At 73.6% G+C, this 13086-nt stretch carries 12 protein-coding genes and 1 pseudogene; 3 read left to right on the top strand and 10 right to left on the bottom strand.

Features of this window, described 5'->3' with window-relative positions; translation table 11 throughout:
- Positions 1 to 257 precede the first annotated feature (257 nt).
- The 5 genes from NQO67_RS06245 to NQO67_RS06225 all read right to left on the bottom strand — a co-directional run bounded on the left by NQO67_RS06245 (position 258) and on the right by NQO67_RS06225 (position 5716).
- Complete coding sequence (locus tag NQO67_RS06245; RefSeq protein ID WP_255947708.1) at positions 258 to 1457, bottom strand: N-acetylglucosamine kinase; 1200 nt, start codon at positions 1455 to 1457, stop codon at positions 258 to 260.
- Positions 1454 to 2131 (bottom strand): uracil-DNA glycosylase, encoded by a 678-nt coding sequence (locus NQO67_RS06240; RefSeq protein ID WP_255947706.1) that lies wholly within the window; start codon positions 2129 to 2131, stop codon positions 1454 to 1456. The genes NQO67_RS06245 and NQO67_RS06240 overlap by 4 nt, the downstream gene beginning before the upstream one ends.
- Positions 2132 to 2260: 129 nt before the next feature.
- On the bottom strand, positions 2261 to 3349 hold the full coding sequence (locus NQO67_RS06235) for a WD40/YVTN/BNR-like repeat-containing protein (protein ID WP_255947704.1): 1089 nt from the start codon (positions 3347 to 3349) through the stop codon (positions 2261 to 2263).
- A 170-nt stretch (positions 3350 to 3519) separates the two neighbouring features.
- Positions 3520 to 4539 carry a homocysteine S-methyltransferase gene (mmuM, locus tag NQO67_RS06230; RefSeq protein WP_255947703.1) on the bottom strand — a complete coding sequence of 340 codons (1020 nt, stop codon included), beginning with the start codon at positions 4537 to 4539 and terminating at the stop codon, positions 3520 to 3522.
- A 97-nt stretch (positions 4540 to 4636) separates the two neighbouring features.
- On the bottom strand, positions 4637 to 5716 hold the full coding sequence (locus tag NQO67_RS06225) for an NADH:flavin oxidoreductase/NADH oxidase (RefSeq protein WP_255947699.1): 1080 nt from the start codon (positions 5714 to 5716) through the stop codon (positions 4637 to 4639).
- Between the two features lie 184 nt (positions 5717 to 5900).
- On the opposite strand from NQO67_RS06225, the gene NQO67_RS06220 reads away from it, so the two are divergent.
- Positions 5901 to 6254 carry an ArsR/SmtB family transcription factor gene (locus tag NQO67_RS06220; RefSeq protein WP_255947697.1) on the top strand — a complete coding sequence of 118 codons (354 nt, stop codon included), beginning with the start codon at positions 5901 to 5903 and terminating at the stop codon, positions 6252 to 6254.
- 72 nt (positions 6255 to 6326) lie between these two features.
- Here NQO67_RS06220 and NQO67_RS06215 read toward each other — a convergent pair whose 3' ends face one another.
- The 5 genes from NQO67_RS06215 to NQO67_RS06195 form a co-directional block, all read right to left on the bottom strand.
- Positions 6327 to 6998 carry a TetR/AcrR family transcriptional regulator gene (locus NQO67_RS06215; protein WP_255947695.1) on the bottom strand — a complete coding sequence of 224 codons (672 nt, stop codon included), beginning with the start codon at positions 6996 to 6998 and terminating at the stop codon, positions 6327 to 6329.
- Between the two features lie 246 nt (positions 6999 to 7244).
- A complete protein-coding gene (locus NQO67_RS06210; protein ID WP_255948459.1) occupies positions 7245 to 8003 on the bottom strand; it encodes an HAD family hydrolase in 759 nt (252 codons plus the stop codon).
- 34 nt (positions 8004 to 8037) lie between these two features.
- Entirely contained in the window at positions 8038 to 8742 is a 705-nt protein-coding gene (locus tag NQO67_RS06205; RefSeq protein ID WP_255947693.1) for a phosphatase PAP2 family protein, read from the bottom strand.
- A 206-nt stretch (positions 8743 to 8948) separates the two neighbouring features.
- Positions 8949 to 9884, bottom strand: a complete 936-nt coding sequence (locus NQO67_RS06200; RefSeq protein ID WP_255947691.1) for a M56 family metallopeptidase — start codon at positions 9882 to 9884, stop codon at positions 8949 to 8951.
- A gap of 102 nt (positions 9885 to 9986) precedes the next feature.
- On the bottom strand, positions 9987 to 10574 hold the full coding sequence (locus tag NQO67_RS06195) for a DUF5134 domain-containing protein (RefSeq protein ID WP_255947689.1): 588 nt from the start codon (positions 10572 to 10574) through the stop codon (positions 9987 to 9989).
- Between the two features lie 273 nt (positions 10575 to 10847).
- Between NQO67_RS06195 and NQO67_RS06190 the strand changes: the two are divergent.
- Together NQO67_RS06190 and NQO67_RS06185 are read left to right on the top strand one after the other, a co-directional pair.
- A pseudogene (locus tag NQO67_RS06190) lies at positions 10848 to 12543 on the top strand (FUSC family protein).
- On the top strand, positions 12540 to 13070 hold the full coding sequence (locus NQO67_RS06185) for a MarR family winged helix-turn-helix transcriptional regulator (RefSeq protein WP_255947687.1): 531 nt from the start codon (positions 12540 to 12542) through the stop codon (positions 13068 to 13070). The pseudogene NQO67_RS06190 and the gene NQO67_RS06185 overlap by 4 nt, the downstream one beginning before the upstream one ends.
- Positions 13071 to 13086: the final 16 nt, after the last annotated feature.

Raw genomic sequence — 13086 nt, 5'->3', positions numbered from 1 at the left:
TCGTTCGCTGAGGGGCGACTGAGTGATGATTGTCCCTATTTGTCGGATGGGATGCCGAGGGGGTACATCGCCGCAGAACGGTACGAACGGATCCTCCCGGCGGAACGCCCACGGCACCCCGCAGCATTGACGCAAATGCGTCGACGGCCGCACGCCCGGGCGCGCCCGCGTGGCGCCCTTCGACGGCGCCGGGAAGCGCGTTCGGGGCACGGCCGCGCGGCTCGGGTTGCCGAAGACCGGGCTCGCGGTGCCGACGGCTAACCGCTGGGCTCCGCCGCGGCGGGCGTGGACGCGGCGGGAGGCTCCGGGCGCACGTACAGCATGCGGCCGTCCACCGGCAGGCTCAGACGGTCGTCCGCCAGGTCGAGGGCGATGCGGACGGCGCCGTCGAGGGGACCGCCCGCCGCAGGGACCTGCCGTGCCTGCGGCAGTTGTGCGGCCAGCTCCCGACGGAGCGGTCCGAGCAGCGGCTCCCCGATGTGCAGCAGGCCCCCGGTCAAGGCCACCTCGTACGGCCCGCCGGCGGGGCAGACGGCCGCGGCGGCCTCCGCGATGTGGCGTGCTGCGGCCCGCAGGATTCCGGCCGCGACGGGGTCCCCGGTCGCCAGCGCGTCCACGGCCCCGGCGCGGTCTGCGGACACCGGATCGGCGGACCCGCCCGGGACTTCGGACGCGCCAGGAAGGCCGGGGACACCCCGGACCGAGGAAGCGGCGGGGGCGCCGGGGCCGTCGGGATGCGCGGCCGGCAGGGGATCGATGGCGGCCGCGGCCACTTCGGGCGCGAAGGAGGCGAGCACGCCGGCCCGGTCGGTGCGCGGGTACAGCGCGCCCGGCAGCCCGGGCGCCGGACCGAACACGGCCTCCGCACGGGCCAGCAGCGCCGCCGAACCGCCCGGCCGCCCGTCGTGGGCACGCAGCGCCGCCTCCAAGCCGGCCCGGCCGATCCAGGCGCCCGATCCGCAGTCGCCGAGCAGATGTCCCCAGCCGTCGGCTCTGCGCCAGGCGCCGAGGTCCGTGCCGAGCGCGATCAGGCCGGTGCCCGCGGCGACGACGGCGCCCGGCCGCTGGCCCAGGGCGCCCACGTACGCGGTCACGGCGTCCGCGGCGAGCGCCAGCCGGCGTACTCCCAGGTGCTTCTCGATCATGGCGGGCAGTTCGGCGCGCAGCGCGTCGCCGAGGGTTGCCATCCCGGCCGCACCGATGGCGACGGCGCGCAGCGCGTCGGCACCAGCCTGGGCGAGGAGTTGCTCCGCCATCGGCACCAGCAACTCCATGAGATGCGCGGGGTCGATGCCGCCCGGGCCGGTACGCACCGGTGTCCCGGCCGCCACCGGTGCCGTGGTGGCGCCGCCGGGCGACGCGAGCTGGACGCGCAGGCCCGAGCCGCCCGAGTCGACGCCCAGCACGCACCCGGTCGCTTCGGCACCCGAGCCGGTGGTGGCTGCCGCCGCGGTCATGGCAGGCGCCAGTCGACGGGCCCCGCGCCCTGTTGCAGCAAGAGGTCGTTGGCGCGGCTGAAGGGCTTGGAGCCGAAGAAGCCGCGGTCCGCCGACATGGGGGAGGGGTGGGCCGATTCGACCGCGGGGAGCGCGCCCAGCAGCGGCCGGGCGTTACGCGCGTCGCGGCCCCACAGGATCGACACCAGCGGCTTGCCGCGCGCGGCCAGCGCCCGGATGGCCTGTTCGGTGACCTCTTCCCAGCCCTTGCCGCGGTGCGCGCCCGGGCGGCGGGGCGCGGTCGTCAGGGATCTGTTGAGCAGCAGCACGCCTTGCCGGGTCCAGGGCGTGAGGTCGCCGCTGGTGGGCTGCGGCAGCCCGAGGTCGGTGGTCAGCTCCCGGAAGATGTTGATGAGACTGCCGGGCAGGGGTCTGACGTCCGGAGCGACCGAGAAGGACAACCCGACGGCGTGACCGGGGGTGGGGTAGGGGTCCTGACCGACGATGAGGACGCGTACGTCGTCGAAGGGCTGCTGGAAGGCGCGCAGCACATGCTGCCCGGCGGGCAGGTAGGTACGTCCTGCGCCGATCTCCGTGCGCAGGAACTCGCCCATCGCGGTGATCCGGTCCGCCACCGGTTCGAGGGCCTTCGCCCAGCCTGCTTCGACGATGTCATGCAAAGGTCGTGGTGCCACGGAGCGTCACTCTACTGCCGTGCACCGACACACGATCAACTCGGCGGCGCGCGCGAGGTTGTCCGGGACACCGCCGCACGGCCGGCGGGCTGTTGGGCGCGTGGGCGTGCGCCGGCGCGGCAGGGGGCGTCAGGCCAGTACCGCCGCACGTACGCACAGCACGTCCGGGAGGTGGGCGGTCAACTGCTGCCAGCTGTCGCCGTCGTCGGCGGACGCGAAGACCTCGCCGTTGCGATTGCCGAAGTAGATGCCGGCCGCCGGGTCGGCGTCGTCCGTGCACAGGGCGTCGCGGAGCACGGTGCCGTAGTGGTCCTCCTCCGGCAGGCCTGCGGTGAGCGCATGCCAGGTCCGGCCGGCGTCGTCGGTGCGGTGCACGCGGCAGCGGCGGCCGGCGGGCACGCGGTCCGAGTCGGCGTTGATCGGGAAGAGGTAGGCCGTGTCGCCGCGGTGCGGGTGGGCGGCCACGGCGAAGCCGAAGGTGGACGGCAGGCCCGCGCCGATGTCGGTCCAGTGCGCCCCGGCGTCGTCGCTGCGGTACACGCCCCAGTGGTTCTGCAAGTAGAGCCGGTCCGGGTCGACGGCGTCCTGCGCGATCTTGTGCACGCACTGGCCGAACTCCGGGTTCGGATCGGGCAGGAAGACGGCGGCCACTCCCTTGTTCGACGGGGCCCAGCTCGCCCCGCCGTCCCGGGTGCGGAAGACACCTGCCGTGGAGACGGCGACGGTGACCGCCTGCGGGTCGCGCGGGTCGGTGACGATGGTGTGCAGGCCCTCGCCGCCGCCGCCGGGCACCCACTGGCCACGGGTCGGGTGCTCCCACAGCGGGCGCACCAGCTCGAACGTCTCCCCGCGGTCTTCCGAGCGGTACAGCGCGGCCGGCTCGGTGCCCGCGTAGATCACGTCCTCCTCGGCGGCGGCCGGGTGCAGCTGCCAGACCCGCTCCAGCGACGCGCCGGTGTCCACCGGGAACTTGACTGCGGGCTTCGCCGGCTCGGTCCAGGTCTTGCCCAGGTCGTCCGAGTGGAAGACGGAGGGGCCCCAGTGCCCGGAGTCACCACCGGCGAGTAGGCGCGGGGTGGTGCCACGGGTGTCGATCGCGACCGAGTAGACCGCCTGCGCGTTGAAGTACGGGCTGTCGTCGAACTCCCAGCCACCGGGGCCCTTGCGCCCGATGAAGAGTCCTTTTCGGGTGCCTACGGTGAGCAGTACCTCGGCCATGCCGGCCACCTCCGGTGTGTCGCAGCCCCGGCCCGTCCGGGACCCCGCTCTTTCAGCCATCGGTCAGTCTGCACCCTGCCACTGACAACGCCCTCGGACGCGGCACGACACCAAGCGGCGCACGGCACCCCTGTGCAGGTCGAACGCCTGCCCGCCCGGCCCGCTGTGGCTCAGTGGGACTGCTCGCGGGTCGGACCGCCGGGTGTGGGGGGACGGGTTCCGGTCAGTTCTGCTGCCACCCGTGCAATGGTCTCCGGTCCCACCCGGCAGCATCCGCCGATCAGCCGGGCACCCGCGGCCCGCCAGCGGCCCACCCGGCCGGCCGCGAAGGACGCCGAGCCACGCCACGAGCGGGTCCGCGCGTCCCATCCCTCGCCGCTGTTCGGGTAGACCACGACGGGTTTCCCGGTGACCCGGGCCGCGAGGGGCACCGCCGCGTCGGCGTCGTCCGGCGTGCAGCAGTTCACCCCGACCGCGATCACCTCGTCCGCATCCGCGGCGAGCGCGAACGCCTCGTCCAACGGCTGCCCGGCCCGCGTCCGCCCGCCGCTGATGCTGTACGACAGCCACGCGGGCACGCCGAGCCCGCGGACCGCACGCAGCAGCGCACGCGCCTCGTCGACGTCCGGGACGGTCTCCAGGGCGAGCACGTCCGGTGCCGCGTTCGCCAGGACGTCGAGGCGCGGGCGGTGGAAGCGCTCCAGCTCCGCCACGCTCAGCCCGTACCGGCCGCGGTACTCGGATCCGTCCGCGAGCATCGCCCCGTACGGACCCACCGACGCGGCCACCCACAGCGGCCGCGCCGTGCCGTCGCCGGACCCGGCGAACGTGCCACCGCCCGACCCGGCGCCGACTTCCGTGGCCGGGCCCGCGTCGTCCCCGGTGGCCGCCCGGCGGGCCAGCAGCACGCTCGAGCGCAGCAACTCGGCGGCGCGCACGGTGCCGACACCCCGGCGCGCGAACCCCTCGAACGTGGCCTGGTAGCTTGCCGTGATCACCACGTCCGCGCCCGCCTCGTAGTAGGCGCGGTGGGCGTCCGTGAGGGCCGCCGGACGGTCGGCGAGCAGCCGTGCGGACCACAGCTCGTCACTCAGGTCGTGGCCCGCCGCCTCCAACTGGTTCGACAAGCCGCCGTCCAGCACGAGCGGCCCGCGGGTGAGCGCTGCAAGGAAAGTGCCTGTGCCGTCCACGCTCCCGACGCTAGTTGAGCGGCGGCCCGGCTGCGTCCCCGCCGAGGCCCGCACGCGCACCGCGGGGACCCGGTGCCCGTGCGGAACGCCGGTGGGCTCAGATCGCCCGCAGGTACTGATCCGGCACGTGAACGTCGCCGCCCAGCGCCCGCGCGGCGCGCTGCGCCCAGGTCGGGTCGCGCAGCAGCTCACGGCCGAGCAGGACGGCGTCCGCCTCACCGTTGGCGACGATCTTCTCGGCCTGGTCGGGCTCGGTGATGAGTCCGACGGCGCCGACCGGCAGCCCGGTCTCCCTTCGGACGCGGGCCGCGAAGGGCACCTGGTAGCCGGGGCCGAGAGGGATGCGGACGCCGGAGGCGTTGCCGCCGGAGGAGACGTCCAGCAGGTCCACGCCGTGTTCCCGCAGGAGCGCGGCGAGGCGCACGGTGTCGTCGGGCGTCCAGCCGTTCGTCTCCAGCCAGTCGGTGGCGGATATCCGGAAGAACAGCGGTCGATCGTCGGGCCACACCGCGCGGATCGCGTCGACGACCTCCAGCGCGAATCGGGTGCGGTTCTCGAAGGTGCCGCCGTAGCCGTCGGTGCGGTGGTTCGAGTGCGGTGAGAGGAACTCACCGATCAGGTACCCGTGCGCCCCGTGCACTTCCGCGACCTCGAACCCGGCGGCCAGCGCACGCTCGGCGGCCCTCGCGAACTCGGCCGTGACCCGTCGTATGCCGTCCGCGGTCAGCTCCGCGGGCACCTGGTGCCGGTCGTCGAAGGGCAGCGGGCTCGGCCCGGCCGGCCGCCAACCGCCCTCGTCGGTGCCGAGCGGGGTGCCGCCCCGCCACGGCGCGTCGGTGGACGCCTTGCGGCCGGCATGGGCGAGCTGGATTCCGGGCACGCTGCCCTGGCTCTTCAGGAAGGCGGTGATCCGCCGGAACGCCTCGGTCTGCGTGTCGTTCCACAACCCCAGGTCATGCGGGCTGATACGGCCTTCGGGGCTGATGGCGGTCGCCTCGGTGAGGATCAGGCCCGTACCGCCCACGGCGCGAGCGGCAAGGTGCTGGAAGTGCCAGTCCGTGGGAGCACCCTCGTCAGGCCCTTCGGCGACGGCGCTGTACTGGCACATCGGCGCCATCCAGATGCGGTTCGGCACGGTCAGCGAACGCAGCGTGAAGGGCTCGAACAGGGCGCTCACGGCGGGCTCCTCTCGTCACGGGCGGGGCGCGGCGGAACAGGGGGCGGGCCCGGAGTCGATCCGGTCCACCGGGACGCCGAGTACGGTACGCAACGTACTACGAGACTTGTCAAACTACGGTGGTTCCCGTACAAACAACCTCGTGTGAGGGAGCCCCAAGGAGCAGAAGGAGGAGCCTGCCGCCGTGACCGCCGCTGCCCCCGCCGGCCGTGCGCTGGCCCACCCGCCGCGCGAGCTGATCCGCCTGGAGGCGGTGCTGCACGCACTGTCGGACCCCGTGCGGCTGAGCGTCGTGTGCGAGCTGGCCGAAACCGGTGATGAACTGCCCTGCTCCCACTTCGACCTTCCCGTCACCAAGTCCACGACCACGCACCACTTCCGGGTGCTGCGCGAGAGCGGGATCATCCGGCAGGTCTACCGGGGCACCGCGAAGATGAACGGCCTGCGCCGCAGCGACCTGGACGCGCTCTTCCCCGGCCTGCTCGACAGCGTGCTGGCCGCCTCCCGAGGCCGGACCGCACGCCGGGGGCGGGCCTGAGCCGGACCTGAACCGGCGCCGCCGGCATGCTCTGAGCCTCGTCACCTTGCCGTAGGTGGGGCTCTCGGCCCGCTACTTCGGGTCCATGGGCCGTACGTCGAAGAACTCCGAGAAGTCCGACGGTTCCACCGCGTGCCCGTTCGCGGGTGCAGAGCCCGGCGGTGTGCCCTGCTCCCAGTCGAGCTTGTAGCGCCGGAACAGCTCGCCGCGCAGCGTCTCCATCGGCATCGGAACGCCGGGCACCAGTGTGGCGAACACGGCGCCCATGAGAAGCGCCCTGAGCATCGGGTAGTCGCGCTCGACGGCGCCCGAGCCGTAGTGCCGGACGGTGTCCTCCAGCAGTTCCGCGAGCCGTTGCTGCTCGTAGCACTGGACGAAGCCCTCGGCTTGCAGGATGCCCGCCATGTGCGTACGCATCAGCATCGGCCGGTCCTGCGCCAGGCCCAGGATCGCGTCGATGGCCCGCGCCATGCGCTCCCGACCGTCGTCGGTGTGCGGCTCGCGCTCCAGCGCCTGCTCCAGGGTGCGGTGCATCAGGCGGTGCACCGCGGACTGCACCAGCTGGCGCTTGCCGGGGAAGTAGTACGACACCAGGCCACGGGCCGAACCGGCGCGGTCGGCGATTCCCGCGAGCGTGGTGGAGTCGTACCCCCGCTCGCTCACCAACTCCAGGGCTGCCTGCAAGAGACGCTCCCGTGAGCGCCGGCGCAACTCTTCATTGACCGATGCGCTTCGAGGGGACATCCTGTAACTCCTGCGTTGACTGGCTCACAGCCAATATACTCAGTGCGTCGCGTACGGGTGCCCGCAAGGGGATCCGTACGAGACTTGCCGTCCGCATGGGCGACGCGGGGGATCGTCCATGCGGGCGGCATTATTGCGCTTCCACATATGCCGGCGACATATTTTCACGACATGGGTGAGAGGCGTATGCCTCAGGCGCGTGTGTGCGGTACTTGCCTGTGCGTACCCGCTCCCGACCTGACCAGGTCACCGGCGTGGTGCACGACCGTCCCCGGTGAGGCCGGGACCACCGGCATCGGGCCCGGCGAGGCCGTCGGGGCCGGTGAGGTCCAGGACCGGCAGCAGGCCGTCCGGCCGCTCGCCGACCGGCAGATGATCCACGAAGTGCACCCGGCAGCCGATCCGCGCCGCACCGCCGTCCGCCCTGCGCTCGTCCCCGACCATCAGCACCTCACCCGGCGCGAGCCCCAGCTTCTCGCAGGCCAGCGCGAAGATCCGGCTGTCGGGCTTCTGGATGCCGTGCTCGTAGGACAGGACGTACGTGTCGACGTACCGGTCGAGGCCGTGCGAGCGGAAGACGGGACGCAGATCCCAGCCGATGTTGCTCACCACGCCGACGGCGACACCGCGGGACCGCAACCCGGCGAGCACCGGTTCCGCGTCCGGGTAGGGATTCCAGGCCGCCGGGGTCTTGTGGCGGTCGTACAGGGTGTCGTGCAGATCCGGCTCCGGCAGGTCGACCTGCCGGGACAGGCGCGTGTACACCGCCCGGTGCAGCGAGGCGTCCCGGTCGCGGACCTCCCAGGCACGGGCCAGCTCGTCCGGCATCCGCTGCGGGGTGGAGCCACCGGGCAGCGCGCCCGCCGCCTCCAGGCCGGCCGCCGCCCGCCGGATCTCGTCCTCGGGCATGGACACATCCGAGGTGCGCAGCACCGCCCGCAGCCAGGACTCGACCGACTCGATACGGAAGAGGGTCCCGGAGAAATCGAACAGAACGCCTGTGATCATGCCAGGATCCTTCGCGCCCCCCGCCACGAGGTCAAGGGCGTCCGGGGGGACGCTCCCGGCCGTGGTCCGCCGCGCCCGGTGCGAGGGCCACCGCCACGGCCACCGTCAGCGCCCCCAACAGCCAGCCACCCAGCACGTCCGACGGCCAGTGCACCCCCAACCACACCCGGGTCAGGCCCACCCCCGCGACACTGACCACCGCCAGGCCCGAGGCCGTCCACCACAGGGGGCCGCGACCGTGACGCATGTACAGCAGCCACAACAGGGCACCGCAGACCACGGTCGCGGTCATCGCATGCCCTGACGGGAAGGCCGCGTAGTGCGCCGTGTCCACCGGGTGCCGCCACACCGGTCTGGGACGGGCCACCGCGGCCTTGACGCCCTGTTGGACGAGCGCCCCGCACACCACCGTGACCAGCAGCCACACGGCGGGCCGCCATGCGCCGCGGACCCCCCACCACAGGGCGGCCAGAACAGCCAGGGCGCGCATCGTCCACGGGTCCCACACCCTGTCGGTGAGCACCCGATTGGCATGGGTCAGACCCGGATCCGCCAAGGCCTGCCGGTGCGTGGCGCGTGCCCAGTCGGTGTCCAGGTCCATCAGCGGTGTCCAGCGCGCCGCCACGAGCGCGACGAGCAGCGCGCAGGGCAGCGCGAGGAGAAGCGCGACGCGCACGGCGGTGCGGCGGGTGGTGCGCGGGTCGGATCGGGCGCCTGACGGTGCGGCCGGGTGCATGCGGTGATCCTGGCGGACGGCCGAAGCCCATGGCCAGTTACGGCGCGCCGTCCCCTGCCACGCACGGACGGGCCCACGAACCCGGATCCCCCGTCCGCGACCACCGGCCTGGAGGCCGTGCGATCGGTACCGGGCACCAGGTCGGGGCCACGGCCCGATCCGGGCGTGAACCGTCCGGCCGGGGTCCGCAACCCCGACGCGGTCCCTCAGCCCAGCGCCCGCAACCCGGGTACGAACGTCACCAGCAGCGGTACGGCCGGGATCAGCGCCGCGGCAGCGGTGAGCCGCAGCCGGTGTACAGGACGCAGCCTGCGGGGCGCGGCGAGTAGCCGGTGCACCCGCTGTGGCACCTGCGCCTGCGGGGTGGCGGCGGGCCCGAACACGCCCCGGTCCTCGTTCAGCTCGACCAGCGCCAGCGCGATGGCGAGCCGCCCGAACCGCCGGGACGCCATGTCGTCGGCCGCCAGCTCCACCAGCCGGTGCATTTCCGTGCGGAACGCGGCGAACACCGGCACTTGAGGGAAGCCCTCCGCCAACGCCCCCGAGCAGTACAGCAGCCAGTCGTGTCGGGCCCGGGCATGGCCCTGCTCGTGGGCGAGGACGGCATCGAGGGCGCGGCCTTCCAGGCGTCGCAGAGCGGCGGTCGTGACGACCAGCTGGGGTGGGGTGCCGGGCAGCCACCAGGCGTCGGGCCGGTCGCCCTCCAGGATCACCAGCCGGTCGCCGCGCTGCTGCTCGCCCGGCAACAACGGGGCCTGCGCGAGGAGTTCGACCCTCCGACGCCGACGGCGTGCCCGGGCCCCGGCCACCTCGCGCAGCAGCATCGCCCCGGTCCACAGCCCGCCGCAGGCCAGCAGTACCGCGATCGTCGCGGCCCAGAGCCGCGGTGCCTCGAGGGCGTACGCCTCGACGACCCGGTCCGGTGCGGGAGCGAACACCTGGCCGCGCACCACCCGCCAAGCCGCCGATGCGCTCAGCGCCATCGCGAGCACGCAGCACAGCAGCACGGCCGCCACCACGCACTGCCAGGCCCACAGTGCGACGACGGGTTCCCGGTCGGTCCATCTCGCGTGGCCGAGCAGCCGGGGGCCCGCGACGGCGATCAGCGCACCCAGCAGCAACAACGCCACGGCGACCATCATGGGCCAAGAGCCTATGGCGGCAGGCAGCCCGGCGATACGGTGTGCCAACTCAAGTGACGCACGCCACGGTTCGGCGGAGCCTGGCGCGACGTACGCGGCACCTCACATCGCCAGCAGCATCGCCAGCATGCCGATGCTCATCGCCAGCTGGCACGCCCGCGCCAACTCCGGCCGGTCGGCCCATCCAAGGCCGCCCTTGCCGTCCCGCGCGCCGGGGGCGGGCGGACCCGAGGGTGCCAGCCGTGCTCCGGCCCACAGCACATGCGCCGTGAAGTACACCAGCAGAAGGCCGGTCAGCTCGGGTATGCCCATGCCACCCTGCGCCATGTGCCCCATGTGGCCGTGGCCGCCGCCTCCGGCCATCACGGCCGCCATGTACACCATGGCCGACGCGCCGACCAGATGGTGCAGATGGTGCCGGCCATGCCAGCCGTGCCGGCCGGGCCGGGCCGACCAGGCCGCATGCAGCGCCATGGCGCCGAAGACGGCCGCGCAGACCTGCCAGGACCCCGGCGGCCGGGCGGCAGCGGCCGGTACGGCCATCGCCGCCATGCCGAACCCCATGGTGGCGTCGGCTCCCGCGGAACGGCGCTGCTCCTCGAGCGCGCTCCGCGTCCGCAGCACGCAGTAGGCCCCCGCCACCGCGCAGAGCGCCACGAGCAACCAGGCGGCCGGGGCCGATGTCAGCACGGTGCATCCCTCCCTCGCCGACCGCCTCCGACCGGTCCCCTCCCGGTCGGCCCGCCCGACGGACCGGCGACATCCCTCACGACCTGCCCGTCACGCTGTGTGTCCACGCGGGCACGAATGGGCGTAAGGGGGCGATATGGGGGAGCGCGCCGTGGCGCTGTGCGACCCCCTTGGGTGCGCCAGAGGGGGTGGATGCATGGGGGCAGGGTGAGGTAGGGCGAGGAGATCCTTTCCAATTATTTTTCTGGTGAAATACTTGTTAACATTAATCGCATGCGCAGTACACCTACTCCCGTCCGGTCCGCATCCACCCGCCGTTTCCCGCTCCTGAGCGTGCTGCGCCCACACCGCCCTTCCGAGATCTGGTTCAAGCACGCGTGGAGCGTGGTCATCGCCACCGCCATCCCCGATGTCGTGCTGCTGACGCTCGGCCGCACCGACCTGATCGCGTACACGATGGCCGGCTCGTTCTGCGCCCTGTACGCCCACGACCGCCCCTATGCGACCCGCGCCCGTACCCTCGCCTGGGTCGTCGTCGGCATGGTGGCCTCTTTGGGGATCTGCCTGGTCACGGCCTCGCTGACCCGGCAGGCGATGATCCTCGTGACCGTGGGCGCGCTGCTGGCCGCCGTGCAGAAGACGCTGTGTGACGCCGCCCGCATCGGTCCGCCCGCGCATGTCATCTACGTCTTCATCAGCTCGGCCGCACTGTTCTTCCCCCAGCGGCTCGACCAGGTGCCCGGGCATCTGGCGCTCACGGCCGTCGCCGGCCTGATCGCCTGGTGCGTCGGCATGGCCCCCGCGCTGGTGCGCCCGCACGGACCGGAGCGGCGCGCCGTGGCCGCCGCACTCGACGCCGCCGGCGGCTACGCCACCACCCGCGGTACCCGGGCGGGCCACGAGGCCGCTCGCGGCGCCGCTGTGGCCGCCGTCCACCGGGCCTGGGAGTCGCTGGCCGCATGCGGAACGCGCAACCCGGAGCGGCGCGCCCTCGAACTGCTCGTGGTGCGCGCCGAGGTCGCCCTCGCCGCCCCCGATGCGTCCGAACCCCGCTGGCTGCGCGCCCGGGCCCGGCAACTGCGCCGGGGCGGGCCCGTGCCGCGCCCGGCGGAGATCGCCGGCATTCCCGCACCGCACATCCACGGCCTCGACGCCGGCACCGGCGCGGCCCGGCGTTCGCCCTGGCGCGCCTTCGCGCCCGGTTCGCCGGCACTGCCGCTCGCCCTGCGCACCTTCGTCGGCTGTGCCCTGGCCGGCGGGGGAGCCCTCGCGCTCGGCGTCGACCGCCCCTACTGGGCGCTGGTCACCGCCGCCGCCCTTTACCAGGCCAACACCAGCCTCACCTGGTCCCGCACCGTGCAGCGGGTGGTCGGCAACCTCGCCGGTGTGCTGATCTTCGCGGCCGTCGCCCCGCTCGCCCACCTGGGGCCGGCCGGGCTGATCGGGTGCTGCCTGGTCTTCGCCTTCGGCGCCGAGGCGTTGATCAGCCGCGCCTACTGGCTGGGGACCATCTGCGTGACACCGATGGCGCTGCTGGTCACGGAGTTCGCGCGGCCCGCGCCGGTGACGGAGCTGATGACCGGCCGGATCATGGACACGCTCATCGGTGCCGTGCTCGGTTTCGCCGCAGCGCTCGCCGTGGCCGACCGGCGTGCCGGCGTGCGTACCGCGCGCCCTGACCGGCTGCGAGGCCGCCGTCGACGACGCACGCCTCGCGCTCGACGCACCGGTGCCGGACCCCGCCGCTCTGGAGAAGGCCCGCCGCCGGCTCACCGCGGCCCTGGCGGACCTGCACGCCGTGGCCCACACCGCCGCCGGAGAATGGTGGCCGCGTACCTCGCACGAACCGGTGCGGGTGGCCGTCGCCGGCCGCGCCGGACACCGTACGCTCGCCCAGACCGTGCAACGGCAGGGACTGCACGCCTGGCAGGACGACGCACCGTACGCCTTGGAGGATGCACCGGCATGACGGCAGGGAACGGCTCGGCGGCCACCGACGACACCGTGGCCGCGGTGGTGCGCCAATGGCACGAGGTGCTTCCGGATCTCGACACCGCCCCGATGGAGATCATCGGCAGGATCAACCGCTGCGCCGCCCTGCTCCAGCAGGCCGAGGACGCCCCGCTGCGCCGGGCGGGACTCACCCGCGCCGAATTCGACCTGCTGAACGCCCTGCGCCGGACCGGCCACGAACTCACCCCCGGTGAGCTGGCCCGGGAGACGTTCGCCTCCGGGGCAGGCGTCACCAAGCGGCTGAAGCTGCTCACCGAGCGTGGGCTGGTCGGCCGGCGCGGCGACTCGCGTGACCGGCGCGTCGCGCTGGTGACCCTCACCGACGACGGCCGGGATCTGGTCGACGCGCTGCTGCCGGCGCAGCTGTCGTACGAGGAGGGCGTCCTTGCCGGTCTCGATCCCGCGGGTCGCGAGGAGCTCGGGAAACGGCTCGGGGAACTGCTGACCCGCCTGGAGGGCAGCCTCGGCGGTCCCCGGCTCTGAGCCCCGCCCTGGGGCC

Source organism: Streptomyces odontomachi, assembly GCF_024435355.1.
GTDB lineage: Bacteria > Actinomycetota > Actinomycetes > Streptomycetales > Streptomycetaceae > Streptomyces > Streptomyces odontomachi.
Note: the sequence above shows the minus strand (reverse complement) of the source record. Positions and strands in the feature narration are given on the sequence as shown.